This window comes from Streptomyces sp. NPDC045678 (genome assembly GCF_056432085.1).
Genome location: NZ_JBWKJS010000018.1, coordinates 1 through 13,928, shown reverse-complemented (window position 1 = coordinate 13,928; position 13,928 = coordinate 1). Strand labels below are relative to the sequence as shown.

Annotated in this window: 16 protein-coding genes; 4 read left to right on the top strand and 12 right to left on the bottom strand. The window is 73.2% G+C overall.

All coding sequences use genetic code 11. The features are described from left to right. Positions 1-41: 41 nt before the first annotated feature. The 5 genes from amaP to AC07DO_RS39305 are packed head-to-tail and all read right to left on the bottom strand — an operon-like array spanning position 42 to position 2,319. On the bottom strand, positions 42-629 hold the full coding sequence (gene amaP / locus AC07DO_RS39325; RefSeq protein ID WP_479067254.1) for an alkaline shock response membrane anchor protein AmaP: 588 nt from the start codon (positions 627-629) through the stop codon (positions 42-44). After that, positions 626-1,294 carry a DUF6286 domain-containing protein gene (locus AC07DO_RS39320; protein ID WP_479067252.1) on the bottom strand — a complete coding sequence of 223 codons (669 nt, stop codon included), beginning with the start codon at positions 1,292-1,294 and terminating at the stop codon, positions 626-628. The genes amaP and AC07DO_RS39320 overlap by 4 nt, the downstream gene beginning before the upstream one ends. After that, complete coding sequence (locus AC07DO_RS39315) at positions 1,291-1,635, bottom strand: Asp23/Gls24 family envelope stress response protein (protein ID WP_479067250.1); 345 nt, start codon at positions 1,633-1,635, stop codon at positions 1,291-1,293. The genes AC07DO_RS39320 and AC07DO_RS39315 overlap by 4 nt, the downstream gene beginning before the upstream one ends. A gap of 3 nt (positions 1,636-1,638) precedes the next feature. Next, a complete protein-coding gene (locus tag AC07DO_RS39310; protein WP_150166335.1) occupies positions 1,639-1,824 on the bottom strand; it encodes a hypothetical protein in 186 nt (61 codons plus the stop codon). Positions 1,825-1,833: 9 nt separating this feature from the next. Beyond that, positions 1,834-2,319: an Asp23/Gls24 family envelope stress response protein gene (locus AC07DO_RS39305; RefSeq protein WP_479067248.1), complete on the bottom strand. Its 486-nt coding sequence runs from the start codon at positions 2,317-2,319 to the stop codon at positions 1,834-1,836. 108 nt (positions 2,320-2,427) lie between these two features. Here AC07DO_RS39305 and AC07DO_RS39300 point away from each other — a divergent pair, with 108 nt between their 5' ends. Then, positions 2,428-3,168, top strand: a complete 741-nt coding sequence (locus tag AC07DO_RS39300) for a nucleopolyhedrovirus P10 family protein (RefSeq protein ID WP_479067246.1) — start codon at positions 2,428-2,430, stop codon at positions 3,166-3,168. Positions 3,169-3,183: 15 nt separating this feature from the next. On the opposite strand, the gene AC07DO_RS39295 is transcribed toward AC07DO_RS39300, so the two are convergent. The 4 genes from AC07DO_RS39295 to AC07DO_RS39280 form a co-directional block, all read right to left on the bottom strand. After that, a complete protein-coding gene (locus AC07DO_RS39295) occupies positions 3,184-3,987 on the bottom strand; it encodes an enoyl-CoA hydratase/isomerase family protein (protein ID WP_479067244.1) in 804 nt (267 codons plus the stop codon). A gap of 168 nt (positions 3,988-4,155) precedes the next feature. Beyond that, a complete protein-coding gene (locus AC07DO_RS39290) occupies positions 4,156-4,377 on the bottom strand; it encodes a helix-turn-helix domain-containing protein (protein WP_055550175.1) in 222 nt (73 codons plus the stop codon). 381 nt (positions 4,378-4,758) lie between these two features. Next, the gene (locus AC07DO_RS39285; RefSeq protein ID WP_479067242.1) at positions 4,759-6,357 is read right to left on the bottom strand and encodes an ABC-F family ATP-binding cassette domain-containing protein; all 1,599 of its coding nucleotides are present in this window, start codon (positions 6,355-6,357) and stop codon (positions 4,759-4,761) included. 121 nt (positions 6,358-6,478) lie between these two features. Further along, complete coding sequence (locus AC07DO_RS39280; RefSeq protein ID WP_479067240.1) at positions 6,479-7,234, bottom strand: hypothetical protein; 756 nt, start codon at positions 7,232-7,234, stop codon at positions 6,479-6,481. Positions 7,235-7,460: 226 nt separating this feature from the next. Here AC07DO_RS39280 and ypfJ point away from each other — a divergent pair, with 226 nt between their 5' ends. Continuing rightward, complete coding sequence (gene ypfJ, locus AC07DO_RS39275) at positions 7,461-8,351, top strand: KPN_02809 family neutral zinc metallopeptidase (RefSeq protein ID WP_479067238.1); 891 nt, start codon at positions 7,461-7,463, stop codon at positions 8,349-8,351. A gap of 28 nt (positions 8,352-8,379) precedes the next feature. Here ypfJ and AC07DO_RS39270 read toward each other — a convergent pair whose 3' ends face one another. From AC07DO_RS39270 to AC07DO_RS39260, 3 genes are all read right to left on the bottom strand, one after another. Continuing rightward, positions 8,380-9,837, bottom strand: coding sequence for a hypothetical protein (locus AC07DO_RS39270; protein WP_479067236.1), 1,458 nt, complete (start codon positions 9,835-9,837; stop codon positions 8,380-8,382). Positions 9,838-9,938: 101 nt separating this feature from the next. Then, entirely contained in the window at positions 9,939-11,075 is a 1,137-nt protein-coding gene (locus tag AC07DO_RS39265) for an alpha/beta hydrolase family protein (protein ID WP_479067234.1), read from the bottom strand. Between the two features lie 119 nt (positions 11,076-11,194). Continuing rightward, the gene (locus AC07DO_RS39260; RefSeq protein ID WP_479067232.1) at positions 11,195-11,899 is read right to left on the bottom strand and encodes a class II aldolase/adducin family protein; all 705 of its coding nucleotides are present in this window, start codon (positions 11,897-11,899) and stop codon (positions 11,195-11,197) included. Positions 11,900-12,213: 314 nt separating this feature from the next. Here AC07DO_RS39260 and AC07DO_RS39255 point away from each other — a divergent pair, with 314 nt between their 5' ends. Together AC07DO_RS39255 and AC07DO_RS39250 are read left to right on the top strand one after the other, a co-directional pair. After that, the gene (locus tag AC07DO_RS39255) at positions 12,214-13,512 is read left to right on the top strand and encodes an inorganic phosphate transporter (RefSeq protein WP_479067230.1); all 1,299 of its coding nucleotides are present in this window, start codon (positions 12,214-12,216) and stop codon (positions 13,510-13,512) included. A gap of 12 nt (positions 13,513-13,524) precedes the next feature. Continuing rightward, positions 13,525-13,749, top strand: coding sequence for a hypothetical protein (locus tag AC07DO_RS39250; protein ID WP_479067228.1), 225 nt, complete (start codon positions 13,525-13,527; stop codon positions 13,747-13,749). The last annotated feature ends 179 nt before the right edge of the window (positions 13,750-13,928 follow it).

Sequence of the window (13,928 nt, the reverse complement as noted above, 5' to 3'; positions counted from 1 at the left end):
GGGGCGTGCGGGACGTGCGGGCCGTGCGGGACGTGCGGGGCTCAACTCACGCGTTCCGCGCGGTGCTTGGCGGCCCGCAGCCGGACCGTGGCCGGCAGGGTCGCGAGGCCCGCCGAGTCGCGGGCCCGGCCGAGCGTGTCGGCGGAGAGGTGGTGCAGCGCCTCGCACGGGGCGGCGTGGGGGGCCAGGGTGAGGTCCACACGCGCCCGCGGTGTGCTGCGCCGACCGGTCAGGACGACCTGGGCGCGGTCGACGCCGTCCAGGGTCTCGGCCTCGCCGGCCAGGACGTTCTCCATGGCCCGGCCGCGCAGCAGCGCACCCTCGCCGTCCCCGGTCTCCACCAGGACCTCGGCGAGGCGGCGCCTGCGCAGCTGCGCGGAGAGCCACCACAGCGCGAGCAGCACGCACACCGCGAGGGCGGCGATGACCGTCGGCCAGAACCATCCGTCGTCCCGCCACCGCGCCCGGTCGGCGGCGCTGACCAGCACGTCGTGCCGGCCGTCGTGGATCCACCAGGAGGGCGGGGACGCGCCGAGTCCGACGGCGAGCACGGAGCCGCCGAGGACCAGCAGGACGAGCCCGGCCAGAGCCAGGACGACGCGGTTGACCGTACGCAGCACGCCGCTCACCCCTTCCTTCCGGGCCGGGCCACGTGGACGGAGAGTCCGGGGGCACGGGCGAGGCCCAGGTCGCTGATGCCGTCGGCAAGCGTCGCGTCCAGGTCACCGCGTACGTCGTCGAGTTCGCGGAAGTGGGACACGGCGCGCACGTCGACCTTGGAGCGCTTCATGCGGACCCGCACGGACTGCACGCCCGGCACGTCCATGGCCCGGTCGCGCAGGACCATGGCGGCAGCCCCGCGGTAGAGACCGCCGCGTACGTCGGAGTGGGTGCGGCGCATCGGCAGGATGCCGCGCTGCCCGGGCGTGAGGGCGAGGACGAGGAGCCAGAGGCCCAGGAGGGCGGCGGTCGCGGCCCCGGCGAGCACCGCGGTGTCGTCGAGGGGTCGCCTGCCGAGCTGGTGGGCCAGTTCGCGCCGCCAGTGCATGGCGGGGTGTTCGGCCCGGACGGCGACGACGTCGTAGAGGAGCAGCCCCGCTGCGCCGAGGACCACCAGGGCGAGGAGGGCGGCGGGCACCCGGCGGGACGACCAGAACCGGGAGGCCTTCTCCTCGTCACCGGAGAGCGTGGGCAGCGGGTCGTACGCCGTCGCGGACGACGACTGGCGCAGCTCGCCCTCCGTCTGTTCGATGACCGGCAGCGGCTGGGTGCCGCCCCCGTGGGGTTCGCTCATCGTGTCCTCCCCTGTGCCGCGGCGCGTACCTGCGCGGAGTGCAGCCGCTCCACCTGAACGGCCACCTCGGGTACGTCCATCCCCGCCAACGCCTCTACCCGTTCGGCGACATGGCGACGCACCGCGCCGCACTGCCCGCCGATGTCGCAGGGGTACTCCAGCTCCAGGCTGACGCGGATACGGGCCGCCTCGTGGTGGACGGAGACCGTGGCACGGGGCGGCGATCCGTCGGCCGGGACCGCGTCCACCGCCTCACGTGCCGCTCTCGCGGCGATCTTCGCGACGACCCGGTCGGCGATCCGGGTCGCGCCGCGCTCCCGGGGCGCGACCTGTGCCGCCACCGCTCACCGCCGCCGGTCGCCGCGGGTGCGGAAGAACTCGCCGGGTTCCAGATCTCCGTCGAGGAACTTGCCGGCGACGAAGCCGATGGCGCCCAGGGCGGCCACCAGCAGGAATGCCCCGAATCCGCCGAAGTATCCGGCGAAGCCCAAGGCCATTCCCGCGATCATCCCGATCACGGCCATACTCATGTGCGCTCCCTACTGAAGGCGTCCTTGTTGCTCGTCGTCTTCCTCGTCGGGCAGCTTCACGTCACTGACCGCGATGTTGACCTCGACGACCTCCAGGCCGGTCATGCGCTCGACGGCCGTGATCACGTTCTCCCGTACGTCCTGGGTGACGTCCGCGATCGAGACGCCGTACTCGACGACGATCTCCAGGTCGAGCGCGGTCTGCACCTCGCCGACCTCGGCCTTCACACCGCGCGACACCGACTTCGAGCCGCCGGGCACGCGGTCGCGCACGGCCCCGAAGGTACGGGCGAGACCGCCGCCCATCGCGTGCACGCCGTCGACGTCCCGCGCGGCGAGGCCGGCGATCTTCTCGACGACGCCGTCCGCGATGGTGGTGCGGCCGCGGCTGCCGGGGGCACCGCCGCCCCGTCCGGGCCCGGACCGGGCCGCGCTCTCCTCCGGGGTGTCCTTCTCCAGCGTCTGCGACGCCTTCCGCTGTCCGGTGTCGGTCATGGCCGTCCCGTCCCTTTCGAAAGGGGAACTGCCCGAGTCGGGCTGCTTCTCCGCCCACATTAAGCGCGGCCCCGCGCCCGCGCGCCCGGGATGCGGCAGGCTGGGGTCATGACGGGAGAGGGTTGGACACAGGCGGTGCGCAGGCAGCTGGGGCTCGGCCGGGTGCTGCCGCTCGGCGGTGCCGCGGACGGCGTGTGGATGACGGAATCGGCGGCGGACGGCGCGTTGCGCCGAATGGCTGAGCGGGTTCCCGGTGTGCGGCTCGGCACGGTGCGCATCGCGCAGGCCGCACCGGACGAGGCGGGGGTCCCGGCCGTTCCGCCGCCCCCGAGCGCGCTGCCGCCCGGGCCGCTGCGGATCACCGCGGAGTTCGCGGCGGTCGCCGGCGAGCCGATCCCCGCGGCGGCGGACCGGCTGCGCATGGCGCTGTCGGAGGCGGCGAAGGAGCTGGGCCTGATCGTCGACGAGGTCGACTTGAGGGTGACGGCGCTCCTCGACGAGGCGGACGGGGCGGAGGACGGGGCCGGCGCTCGGCAGAGCGACGATCCCCCGCAACCCTCCCCGGAGCAGCCGGCGGGCGAGGGCGCCGACAACGACGACGAGGCACGCGCCGAACGGGCAGCCCTCTCGGTCCCCGGAGTGACACACCTGACCGGCGTCCTGGGCCGTGCCGTCCACTTCGAGGAACCCCCGGCAACGCACACGCTGCCGCGCCGCCACGCGCGCGTGGAACTCGCGACGGACCGCGAGCACCGCGCCCTGGATGTGGCGCTCGCGGTCCGCAAAGCGGTCGGCACGGCCCTGCCCGACGGTCCTTCGGTGGCGGTACTCGTCACCGAGGTGCGGTAGGAACGCCCCGCGGGATCAGTCGCCGAGGCCCGCGAGGTCGCGCAGGCGACGGCCCTGGGCGGCGCGTTCGGCGATGCGCTGGTCCTCGTAGGAGCGGCCCACCGCGCCCTGCAGCAGGGCCTTCGTCTCGATGACCGCGTCGCGGGGCGCGGCGACGAGCGCGGCGGCGAGGTCCGTGGCGGCCGCGTCGAGCTGGTCGACGGGCACGACGAGGTTGGCGAGGCCCACCCGCTCGGCCTCGTCCGCGTGGACGAAGCGCCCGGTGGCGCAGATCTCCAGCGCACGGGCATAGCCGACGAGCCCTACCAGCGGGTGTGTGCCGGTGAGGTCGGGGACCAGGCCCAGGCTGGTCTCGCGCATGGCGAACTGCGCGTCGTCCGCCGCGATCCGCAGATCGCAGGCGAGCGCGAGCTGGAAGCCCGCGCCGATGGCGTGTCCCTGGACGGCGGCGATGGACACGATGTCGCTCCGCCGCCACCAGGTGAACGCTTCCTGGTACTCGGTGATCGTGGCGTCGAGAAGGCCGTCCTCACCACGTGCCAGATCGATGAAGGACGGTTCGCCGTCGAAGCCCTCGGGCGTGAACGCCTGCCGGTCGAGGCCCGCGGAGAATGACTTCCCCTCCCCGCGCAGCACCACGACACGGACGCTGCCCGGCAACAGCTGACCGGCCTCGACCAACGCCCTCCACAGCGCGGGAGATTGGGCGTTGCGCTTGGCCGGATTGGTCAGCGTCACCGTGGCGACGGCCTCGTCGATGGTGAGGCGTACGCCGTCCTTGTCGAGAACCGGTGCGAGCTCGCTGTCGGACGAAGCCATGGGTGCCTCCGATGGGGGTGCGGTCGGACCGGACGCCGGGGGCGCCCGTAAGTGACTGCACAGTAACCACCCGGTCGGCAGGGGATACCCCCAGGCCCCCTTAAGGGCACTGGGGGAAGACCGACCGGGTGGTCACCATCGGACCATGGGACAGCGTGCCGCCCGCCGTCAGCCGGCGGCGGCCTTCTTGCCTCGCGTCGCCCCGCCGCGTCCCCGCAGCGTGACGCCGGATTCGCTGAGCATGCGGTGCACGAAGCCGTACGAGCGGCCGGTCTCCTCGGCCAACGCCCGGATGCTCGCACCGCCGTCGTACTTCTTCTTCAGGTCTGCCGCGAGCTTGTCGCGCGCGGCGCCGGTTACCCGGCTGCCCTTCTTCAGAGTCTCGGCCACCCGTGCCTCCTCGTGGGAAGTGCGCTCTGGACTTCTCATGATCACCCCTCCTGGGCTTCCTGGCCACCCATTCGACAAGGTCCGTACGGCGGGGTTCGTCCCTTCGGGGACGGACATCACGAGCGGAGTGCAGGATTCCGCACGTCGTCCTGCGCGAAGCGGAACGCGAAGAACGGCGAATGCCCAGGTCAGCGCCGTGACCATCGCCGGGGCAAGCCTTGTCGCAGCTCAGCCCGGAAATCCGTGTATGCCACACCTCGGTACGAGGTCGGCTCACACAGATGAGGGATCACGGATCGGCCGAATGATCCATACCCAGTGGATCAGTCATTCGATCAAGCACGGTGGACGCCCCGGCACGGGTCTCCGGGGCCGCCGGTCTCAGGCGAGGGCGACCAGGTCCGCGTAGTCCTGGCCCCACAGGTCCTCGACACCGTCGGGCAGCAGGATGATGCGCTCGGGCTGGAGCGCCTCGACGGCGCCCTCGTCGTGCGTGACGAGGACGACGGCTCCCTTGTAGGTGCGCAGCGCGCCGAGGATCTCCTCGCGGCTGGCCGGGTCGAGGTTGTTCGTGGGCTCGTCGAGCAGGAGGACGTTGGCCGAGGAGACAACGAGGGTCGCGAGCGCGAGCCGGGTCTTCTCGCCGCCGGAGAGGACACCGGCGGGCTTGTCGACGTCGTCTCCGGAGAAGAGGAACGAACCGAGCGTCTTGCGCACCTCGACGAGGTCGAGGTCGGGCGCGGCCGAGCGCATGTTCTCCAGGACCGTGCGCTCGGGGTCGAGGGTCTCGTGCTCCTGCGCGTAGTACCCGAGCTTCAGGCCGTGACCCTCGATGACCTGGCCGGTGTCGGGCTTCTCGGCGCCGCCGAGGAGCCGGAGCAGCGTGGTCTTGCCCGCGCCGTTGAGGCCGAGGATGACGACGCGCGATCCCTTGTCGATGGCGAGGTCGACGTCGGTGAAGATCTCCAGCGAGCCGTACGACTTCGAGAGGCCCTCGGCCATCAGCGGCGTCTTGCCGCACGGCGCGGGCTCGGGGAAGCGCAGCTTGGCGACCTTGTCGTTCTGGCGCACCGCCTCCAGGCCCGCGAGGAGCTTGTCGGCCCGCTTGGCCATGTTCTGCGCGGCGACGGTCTTGGTGGCCTTGGCGCGCATCTTGTCGGCCTGCGAGTGCAGCGTCGCGGCCTTCTTCTCGGCGTTCTGCCGCTCGCGCTTGCGGCGCTTCTCGTCGGACTCGCGCTGCTGCTGGTAGAGCTTCCAGCCCATGTTGTAGACGTCGATCTGGGCGCGGTTGGCGTCCAGGTAGAAGACCTTGTTCACGACCGTCTCGACGAGGTCGACGTCGTGGGAGATCACGATGAAGCCGCCGCGGTACGTCTTCAGGTAGTCCCGCAGCCAGACGATCGAGTCGGCGTCGAGGTGGTTGGTCGGCTCGTCGAGGAGGAGCGTGTCGGCGTCCGAGAACAGGATGCGGGCCAGCTCGATACGGCGGCGCTGACCACCGGAGAGCGTGTGCAGGGGCTGGCCGAGCACACGGTCCGGGAGGTTGAGCGCGGCGGCGATGGTGGCGGCCTCGGCCTCGGCGGCGTACCCGCCCTTGGTGAGGAACTCCGTCTCCTGGCGCTCGTACTGCTTGAGGGCCTTCTCGCGGGTGGCGCCCGAGCCGTTCGCGATGCGCTGTTCGTTCTCGCGCATCTTGCGGATCAGTACGTCGAGTCCGCGCGCGGAGAGGATGCGGTTGCGGGCGAGCACGTCGAGGTCGCCGGTGCGGGGGTCCTGCGGGAGGTAGCCGACCTCTCCGGAGCGGGAGATCGTGCCGCCGGCGGGGATGCCCTCACCGGCCAGACATTTGGTGAGGGTGGTCTTGCCCGCGCCGTTGCGGCCGACGAGGCCGATGCGGTCGCCCTTCGCGATGCGGAAGGTGGCGTTCTCGATGAGGATGCGGGCGCCGGCGCGCAGCTCGATGCCGGAAGCGGTGATCACGGGGTTCTCCAGAAACAGAGTGGACGGCGAGAGGGACGACTGAGGTGCTCAGGACCGGTGTCTATGCCGTCCAACTGAGGAGAGGTGCTGCCATGGCAGCCAGTCTAACGGGCCGTCGCAACTAGTTTTCCGGGCTCCCGGCGCCGTCGGCGCCCCGCCGCAGGTCACCGTTGCCCAGCGGAGTGCGGCCCGGAACGATTCTGCCGTAGTCGTCCACGGCGACGATCTGCGCGGTCCAGGCGGCGGCCGGGCCCGTGCAGGGCTGGGCGACCAGGAGCGCCCCGCCCCGGCGGACGGAGCGTGCCGGTTCGAAGGCGCAGCCGGTTCTCGCGGGCAGAACCCAGCGCAGATCGCCGTCCGACGTGCGGTAGGCGGCGATGCGGTGCGGGGTGACGACGGCGAGCATGCCGGCGGCCCGGGTGAGCGGCTGGAGGACTCCGGCGCCGGCACGGGCCTCCGGGGTACGCAGCCAGTCGGCGCTCGCGGGGACGGCGCGGTGCCAGCGCACGGAGCCGCCGTCGGCCCGCGCGGTGTCGGTGACCAGGCCGTCGCTCCAGAGCGTGAAGGCGTGGCCCGGCGCGGACAGGAGGGTGACAGGACGGCGTCCCGCGCGGGTGTACGTCCAGCGCGGGGTGCCGCTCTCCTTGTCGTACGCCTGGATGGCCGGGCCCGTCGCGCGCAGCGCGGGTTCCCGGGCGGACCGCGCGTCGTCCACGCGCGCGTGGACGGTGAGCCGGTCTCCGTAGGGGGCGGGCCGCGAGTGGTGGGCGGCGGTGATGAGCGGCAGGGCGAGCACGGCGAGGGCCACGGGCAACGCGATGCGCGTGCCCCGGCGGGCCGGGGCGTGGCCCCTCGCGTCGAGCGGCAGAGCGGCCATGACGCCCCCTTCGGTACCACTGCCCACGGATCAGGCGCAGAGCGTAGCCGCGGGGGTCGGGGCTGCTGTCCCGCGGCGGGGCGACACGGCGCGGGGAGCGTTCCGTGTCCCCCGTTCGGACCTTCCTCCGGGGCTCGGCGGGGGCGGGCACATCAGGATGAAGTGGCCGGTGGTCCGGCGCGGGACGGCGTGTGCCGTTCCGGATGCGCGGCAGAGGGGTGCGCCCATGCAGTTCGACGACGACGCCGACCTGGACACCTCGGAGGTGCAGGATGTGCGCGGCAGTCGGATCCCCGGCGGCCGGGCGACGGTGGGCGGCGGCATCGCCGGCCTGATCGCCCTGCTCCTGGGGCTCTTCTTCGGGGTCGGGCCCGACCAGCTGGGGCTCTCCTCCGGCGACGAGGAGCCCGCGGTCACCTCGTCGTCCCTCGCGCAGGTGCAGCAGACCTGCCACAAGGGGCGGGACGCGAACAGCAAGGAGGACTGCCGCATCGTGGCGGTGGTCAACAGCGTCCAGGACTTCTGGCGGCCCGAGTTCCAGCGCCGGGAGGGCACGTACTCCCCCGCGCGGACCATCCTGTTCACCGGCCGGGTGGGCACCGCGTGCGGCGCCGCCACGTCGGCGGTCGGTCCGTTCTACTGCCCCGGCGACCGGAAGGTCTATCTGGACCTGGACTTCTTCGACGACCTGCGGACCAAGTTCGGGTCGAGCGGCGGACCCTTCGCGCAGGCGTACGTCGTGGCGCACGAGTACGGGCACCACGTGCAGAACCTGATGGGCACCCTGCAGCGCTCCCAGGACGGCCGCACGGGCCGCGACAGCAACGCCGTGAAGGTCGAGCTGCAGGCCGACTGCTACGCCGGGGTGTGGGCGCGGCACGCGACGCGCAGCCCGGACGACCGCACGGGCCGGCCGCTGATCAGCAGCCTCGACGACAACGACATCCGTGACGGTCTGGACGCGGCGGCCGCGGTCGGCGACGACCGCATCCAGGAGAAGTTCCAGGGCCGGGTCACCCCGGAGTCCTGGACGCACGGCTCGGCCGAGCAGCGACAGCAGTGGTTCTACGAGGGCTACCGCACCGGCGACATGGGCCGGTGCGACACCTTCCGCTGAGCCGCCGGAACGCTCCCGGCGCCGCGGCTCACTCGCCGCCGGTGTGGACCTGGAAGGCCGCCCGGCGCACGGCCTTGGCGAGCGCCGGGTCGGGGTGGGCCGCCGCGAGGGCGACGAGGACCTGCACGGTGCGGGGGTGCCCGACGCGGCGGACCTCGTCGAGGAGGGCGGGGACGGTGGGCTGGACCGCCGACTCCAGGTGCCGGACGAGGAGTTCGGCCTCTCCGTGGTCGGCGACGGCCGCCGCGGTGTCGACCCAGAGCCAGGTGGACTCCTCGCGGGTCAGCACGAGGTGGACGTCCTCCGGGTCGGCGCCCTCCTGCTCGGCGAGCCACAGCAGCGCGTAGGGGCGCAGGGAGGACTCCTCGACGACGGCCCTGACGTCCGCCTCGGCCGGTGCGCCGACGACGCGCAGCGCCTCGAAGGCGAGGCCGCGCAGCAGGGCGTCCTCGCCGCGTGCGGCGGTGAGGAGGTCGGTGACGGCGCTGCCGACGGGGCGTGCGGCGAGCCAGGCGCGGTATTCGGCGCGGGCCGCGGCGGGGCGCAGGCGCGCGCAGCCGCGCAGCATGTCCTCGGCGGACTGCTCGAAGTGCCCGGCGGGGCTCTGCGCGGCGACGCAGATCTGTTCCAGCTTGACCCAGACCGCCCAGCTGCCGAGCGGGGTGAGCGTGGCCTGTCCGTCGGCGCAGGTGAGCGCTCCGACGGCGGCGAGGCCGTGCAGGGCCCAGTCGAGGAGGGCGGGGAGCGGGGCGTCCTGCGGGACGTCGGCGGGGGCGGCAGGTCCGGGCTGGGGGCCGTGCGCGATCTCGCAGCGTTCGGTGCGCAGTTCCGTGACGCGCTGGTCGAGGAGGTCGAGGAGCTGCGGCACGGGGACGGGCCCTGCCGACAGTTGCAGGAGAGACAGGACCTGCGGCATGGCCTCGACGATCTCAGCGACGGCCGCGGGGGCGAGGTCGTCGGGCGCCGGGTGGGCGAGCGACCAGGCGTCGAAGAGGGCGACCCAGCCGCGCAGTACGGCGGTGTCGTCGCGGTCCCACACGCGCAGCCGCCAGCCGGGGCGTGCGCTGTCGCCGTGCACCTCGATGAGGCCGGAGAGGCGGGCGGTGTCCCAGTCGGCGCGGACCTGAGCGGGGGTCAGTCCCAGTTCGGCGGCGGCCCGTTCGGCGGTGGCGTCGGAGAGGGTGCCCTTCCCGTCGGGGGTCGCGCCGGTGCCGCCGGGGCCCGGGCGCAGGGCCGCGTCGGCCCAGCGGGCGACCCGTGCGGCGGCGGCGAGGACGGCTCGTGCGCCCCGTGCGAGCTCCGATGGAGCGGGCGTGCCCTCCGGCGGACGGGGTGCGGGACGGCGCGTGCGGCGGCCGCCCATCGCGCCGGGCGCGGCGGACAGGGGCCGTGCTGGGTCGCGCCGGGTCTCTCCTCGCTCTTCGGCCCTCTGGCGGGGCGCGCGGACAAGTCGGAGCCTGGAGTCGCGCGGGGTACGGGACGTCACAGGAGCAGTCTTCCTGTTGACGGTCCGAAAACCCAAACGGAATGGCGGCGCGGGCCTTCGAAGGCGGTGCGCGGCCGGCGTACGGGAAGGGTTCCGAAGGGTCAGATGAGGGGGGTGAGGAAGCGGCGCAGCACCTCTTCGTAGGCCGCCGGGTCCGCGTTCCACATGGCGCCGTGCGGCGCGTCCGGTACGGGGTGCAACGTGACCAGGTCCGGGCGCCGTTCGGCCATCCTGCGGGAGAAGACCCAGGGGGCGACGGTGTCGTCGGGGCCGTGCACGACGAGGGTCGGGACCTTCAGCGCGTCGGGTCCCGCGGACGCCAGGATGCGGTCGCCGCGCAGACCCGTGCGCCCCTGCGCCGCACGGACCGCAAGCGGAAGGAGCGGTCCCGGGGTGCGGCGGGCGCCGGCGAGGGCCCGCAGGGTGACCTCCCAGTTCAGTACCGGCGAGTCGAGGACGAGGCCGCTGATGCGCTCGCGGAGCGCCGAGTGCGCCGCGGCGTGCAGGCACATGGCGGCGCCGGTGGACCAGCCGTGCAGGACGACGCGCTCGGCGCCGTTGCGCACGGCGTGGCGGATGGCGGCGTCCAGGTCGCGCCACTCGGTCTCGCCGAGGTGGCCGAGGCCGTCCGGGGAGCGGGGCGCGCCGAGGTCGCCGCGGTAGGCGAGGTCGAGGACGGGGATCCGCAGGCGGTTCAGGAAGTCCATGACGACCATGGGGTGCTCGCGGGTGGTGCCGAGGCCGTGCACCGTGATGACCCAGGTGTCCCGGGTGGCGGGCACGAACCAGGCGGGCAGGCCGCCGAGTTCGCCGGGGATGTCGACGTCGGCGTGGTCGAGGCCGAGTGCGGTGCGCGGGTCGCCGATGTGGACCTGGGGGGTGAGCCAGACGCGGGCGCCGGGTTCCAGGGCGCCGTGGGTGACGGCTTCGAGACGGCGTACGACGGTGTCGGCCTCGTGCGGGGCGGAGTCCAGGACGGGTCCGACGACGGCGTGGGTGCCGTTGCCGCTCAGGCCGTACGTGCCGGGGCGCAGGCTCGCCAGGGCGCGGGTGAGGCTGATCTGGCCCGCGGCCGTGGCGTGCACGGTGAGGCGGGGCTCGGTGGGCAGGGGTCGGCCCGCGGGCGCCTTGAGGGCGGCGTCGCTGGCGAAACGGCCCGCCGCGATGGCGGCTGCGGCCGTCCCCAGGGCGGCTGTTACTGCGGTGACGGCCGCTGCCGTCGCTTTGGCTGGGCGCACCGCTCCAGTGTTATGGGCGGAAGGCTTCGGGGCCAGTGGGCGGTGTCCCTGGGGTGACCGGATCGCTCCGGTGCGCCGTCCAGGGCGTCGAGGAGTCATCGTCCAGGGACGTCGAGCAGTCATTCGGCGGGCTGCCCGTACCCCTTCAGCCGCTCCTCCGCTTCGTGCAGCTGGGAGGGGGACAGGAGGGTCGGGGCGCGGCCCGGGACCGCGGCGGCCGTGAGCCAGAGGCGGGACATCCATTCCAGCTGGGCCGTGCGGTCGTACGCCTGGGAGAGGGTGTCTCCGTAGGTGACCGTTCCGTGGTTCTGGAGGAGGCATCCGGTGCGGTCGCGCAGGGCGCTGAGCATGTTCTCGGCCAGCTCCTCCGTGCCGTACAGCGCGTAGGGCGCGACGCGGGGCGGGCCGCCGAGGATGCCGGTCATGTAGTGGACCGCGGGGAGCTCGGGGACCAGCATCGAGACGGCGGTGGCGTGCACCGCGTGGGTGTGGACCACGGCGCCCGCGGAGGTGTTCCGGTAGATCGCGAGGTGCATGGGCAGTTCGCTGGTGGGCGAGAGGTCGCCGAAGAGCTGCCGTCCTTCGAGGTCGACGCCGACCGCGTCCCCGGGCCGCAGGCGGTCGTACGGCATTCCGCTCGGGGTGACGAGGACGGTGCCGCCGACCCGTATCGAGACGTTGCCCGAGGTGCCGACGACCAGGCCGTCCGTGACCGTCCTGCGGGCCGTGTCGACGAGCTCCTCCCAGGCCCGCGCGAGGGCCTCCTCCGTACCGGCCGCCGCGTCCCCGTGTCCGTCGTCCCCGTGCTGCCGCTGCTCCGTCATGCGGCGATCCTGCCAGCCGTTCTTCGAACGCCGGAGGGCGCGGGACGCGGGGTGATCAGTATCTCTTCGACGGGCTTGTCGGACTGTTCGAAGCGGTGCGGCGCGGCGGCGGCCGCCGGATGGCGGAGCCCGACACTCCGCCCGGTTTGCGGGCCCCCCGCCCCCGCTCCTTACGATCGCTGTCGAACGCCCGGAACAGACCAGGTGAGGGCACTCCGCTTCGGGTCACCGCACCGCCCGGCCCAGTTCACTTTCCGTTCACCCGGAGTGCCTACGTTCAACTTGCCACTGACGTCCAACAGAAGCCTGGGTAAATGGAACACATCACGCTTCTCCTCGGGATCGTGATCGTTACCGCTCTCGTGTTCGATTTCACGAACGGTTTCCACGACACTGCCAACGCGATGGCGACGACCATCTCGACCGGCGCTCTGAAGCCCAAGACGGCGGTGGCCATGTCCGCCGTGCTCAACCTCGTCGGCGCTTTCCTCTCGGTGGAAGTCGCCAAGACGATCTCCGGCGGCATTGTCAACGAGGACGGCCTCAAGACAGAGGTCATCTTCGCCGCGCTCGTCGGCGCGATTCTCTGGAACCTCCTGACCTGGCTGGTGGGCCTGCCCTCCAGCTCCTCCCACGCGCTCTTCGGCGGCCTCATCGGCGCCGCGGTCATGTCGATGGGCTGGTCGTCGATCAACGGCGGCACCGTCGTCACCAAGATCCTGATCCCGGCCGTCGCGGCCCCGCTCGTGGCGGGCATCGCCGCGACGCTGGCCACGCGCCTGACGTACCGCATCGGCCGCAACACGGACCAGAAGTCCACCGCCAAGGGGTACCGCGCGGGCCAGATCGCCTCCGCCGGCCTCGTCTCGCTGGCCCACGGCACGAACGACGCGCAGAAGACCATGGGCATCATCACGCTCGCCCTCATCACGGGCGGCGCCCTGAACCCCGGCGCCAACCCCCCGATGTGGGTCATCGTCTCCGCCGGTGTCGCCATCGCGCTCGGCACCTACCTCGGCGGCTGGCGCATCATCCGCACCATGGGCAAGGGCCTGACCGACCTCGCGCCGCAGCAGGGCTTCGCCGCCCAGACCAGCGCCGCGACGGCGATCCTCGCCTCCTCGCACATCGGCTTCTCGCTCTCCACCACGCAGGTCTGCTCCGGCGCCGTGATGGGCGCGGGACTCGGCCGCAAGGGCGGCGTCGTCCGCTGGTCGACCGCGACCCGCATGTTCGTCGCGTGGGGCCTGACCCTGCCGGCCGCCGGCCTGGTCGGCGCGGGCGCCGAGTTCCTCACCAAGCAGGGCCCCTGGGGCATCGCGGCCACGGCCGCGCTCCTCATCGGCGGCTCCGCCGTCATCTGGGTGCTCTCGCGGCGCAACGCCATCGACCACACCAACGTCACCGACGACGAGGTCCGCACGGACGGGACCATCCCGGCCGGCGAGCCCGCGGGCGTCGTGACCACCGCGATCGCCGCCGTCACGCCGCCCCCCGCGGGCACCCTGGCCGCCTCGACCGTCCCGGACGAGCCCGTCAGGGCCGGCGTCTCGGCCCCGACCACGACCACGACCGGCGCCATGGCGGACCCCGCCCGGCCCGCGACGGTGTAAGGACAGATCAGCATGAGCATCGACTGGGCAGCTCTCGGCTCCGTCTTCGGCGTCAGCCTCGCGGTGACGGTGGCCCTGGTGGGCCTCTTCACCGTCGGCATCGTCGGCCTCTCCCAGCAGGAGAAGGCGACCGCCGCCTCCGGTGGCTCGGCGGCCATGGCGCGCACCGGCGCGTACGCCTGCTTCGCGCTGTGCGCGGCGGCCGTGGCGTACGGGATCTATCTGATCGTCGCCTGACAGCGGCAACCGCCGTCATCCGACGGCAGCGTTTCCCGGGAGGGGGGGGGGGGGGGGGGGAAAACCCCCCCCCCCCCCCCCCTCCTGGTGTTTGGGGCCCACCAGGGGTTCCCCCAACCCCCCCCCCCCCCCCCCCCCAAAAAACGGACAAGGCGGCCCTGGGGGGGGGGGGGTGGCGT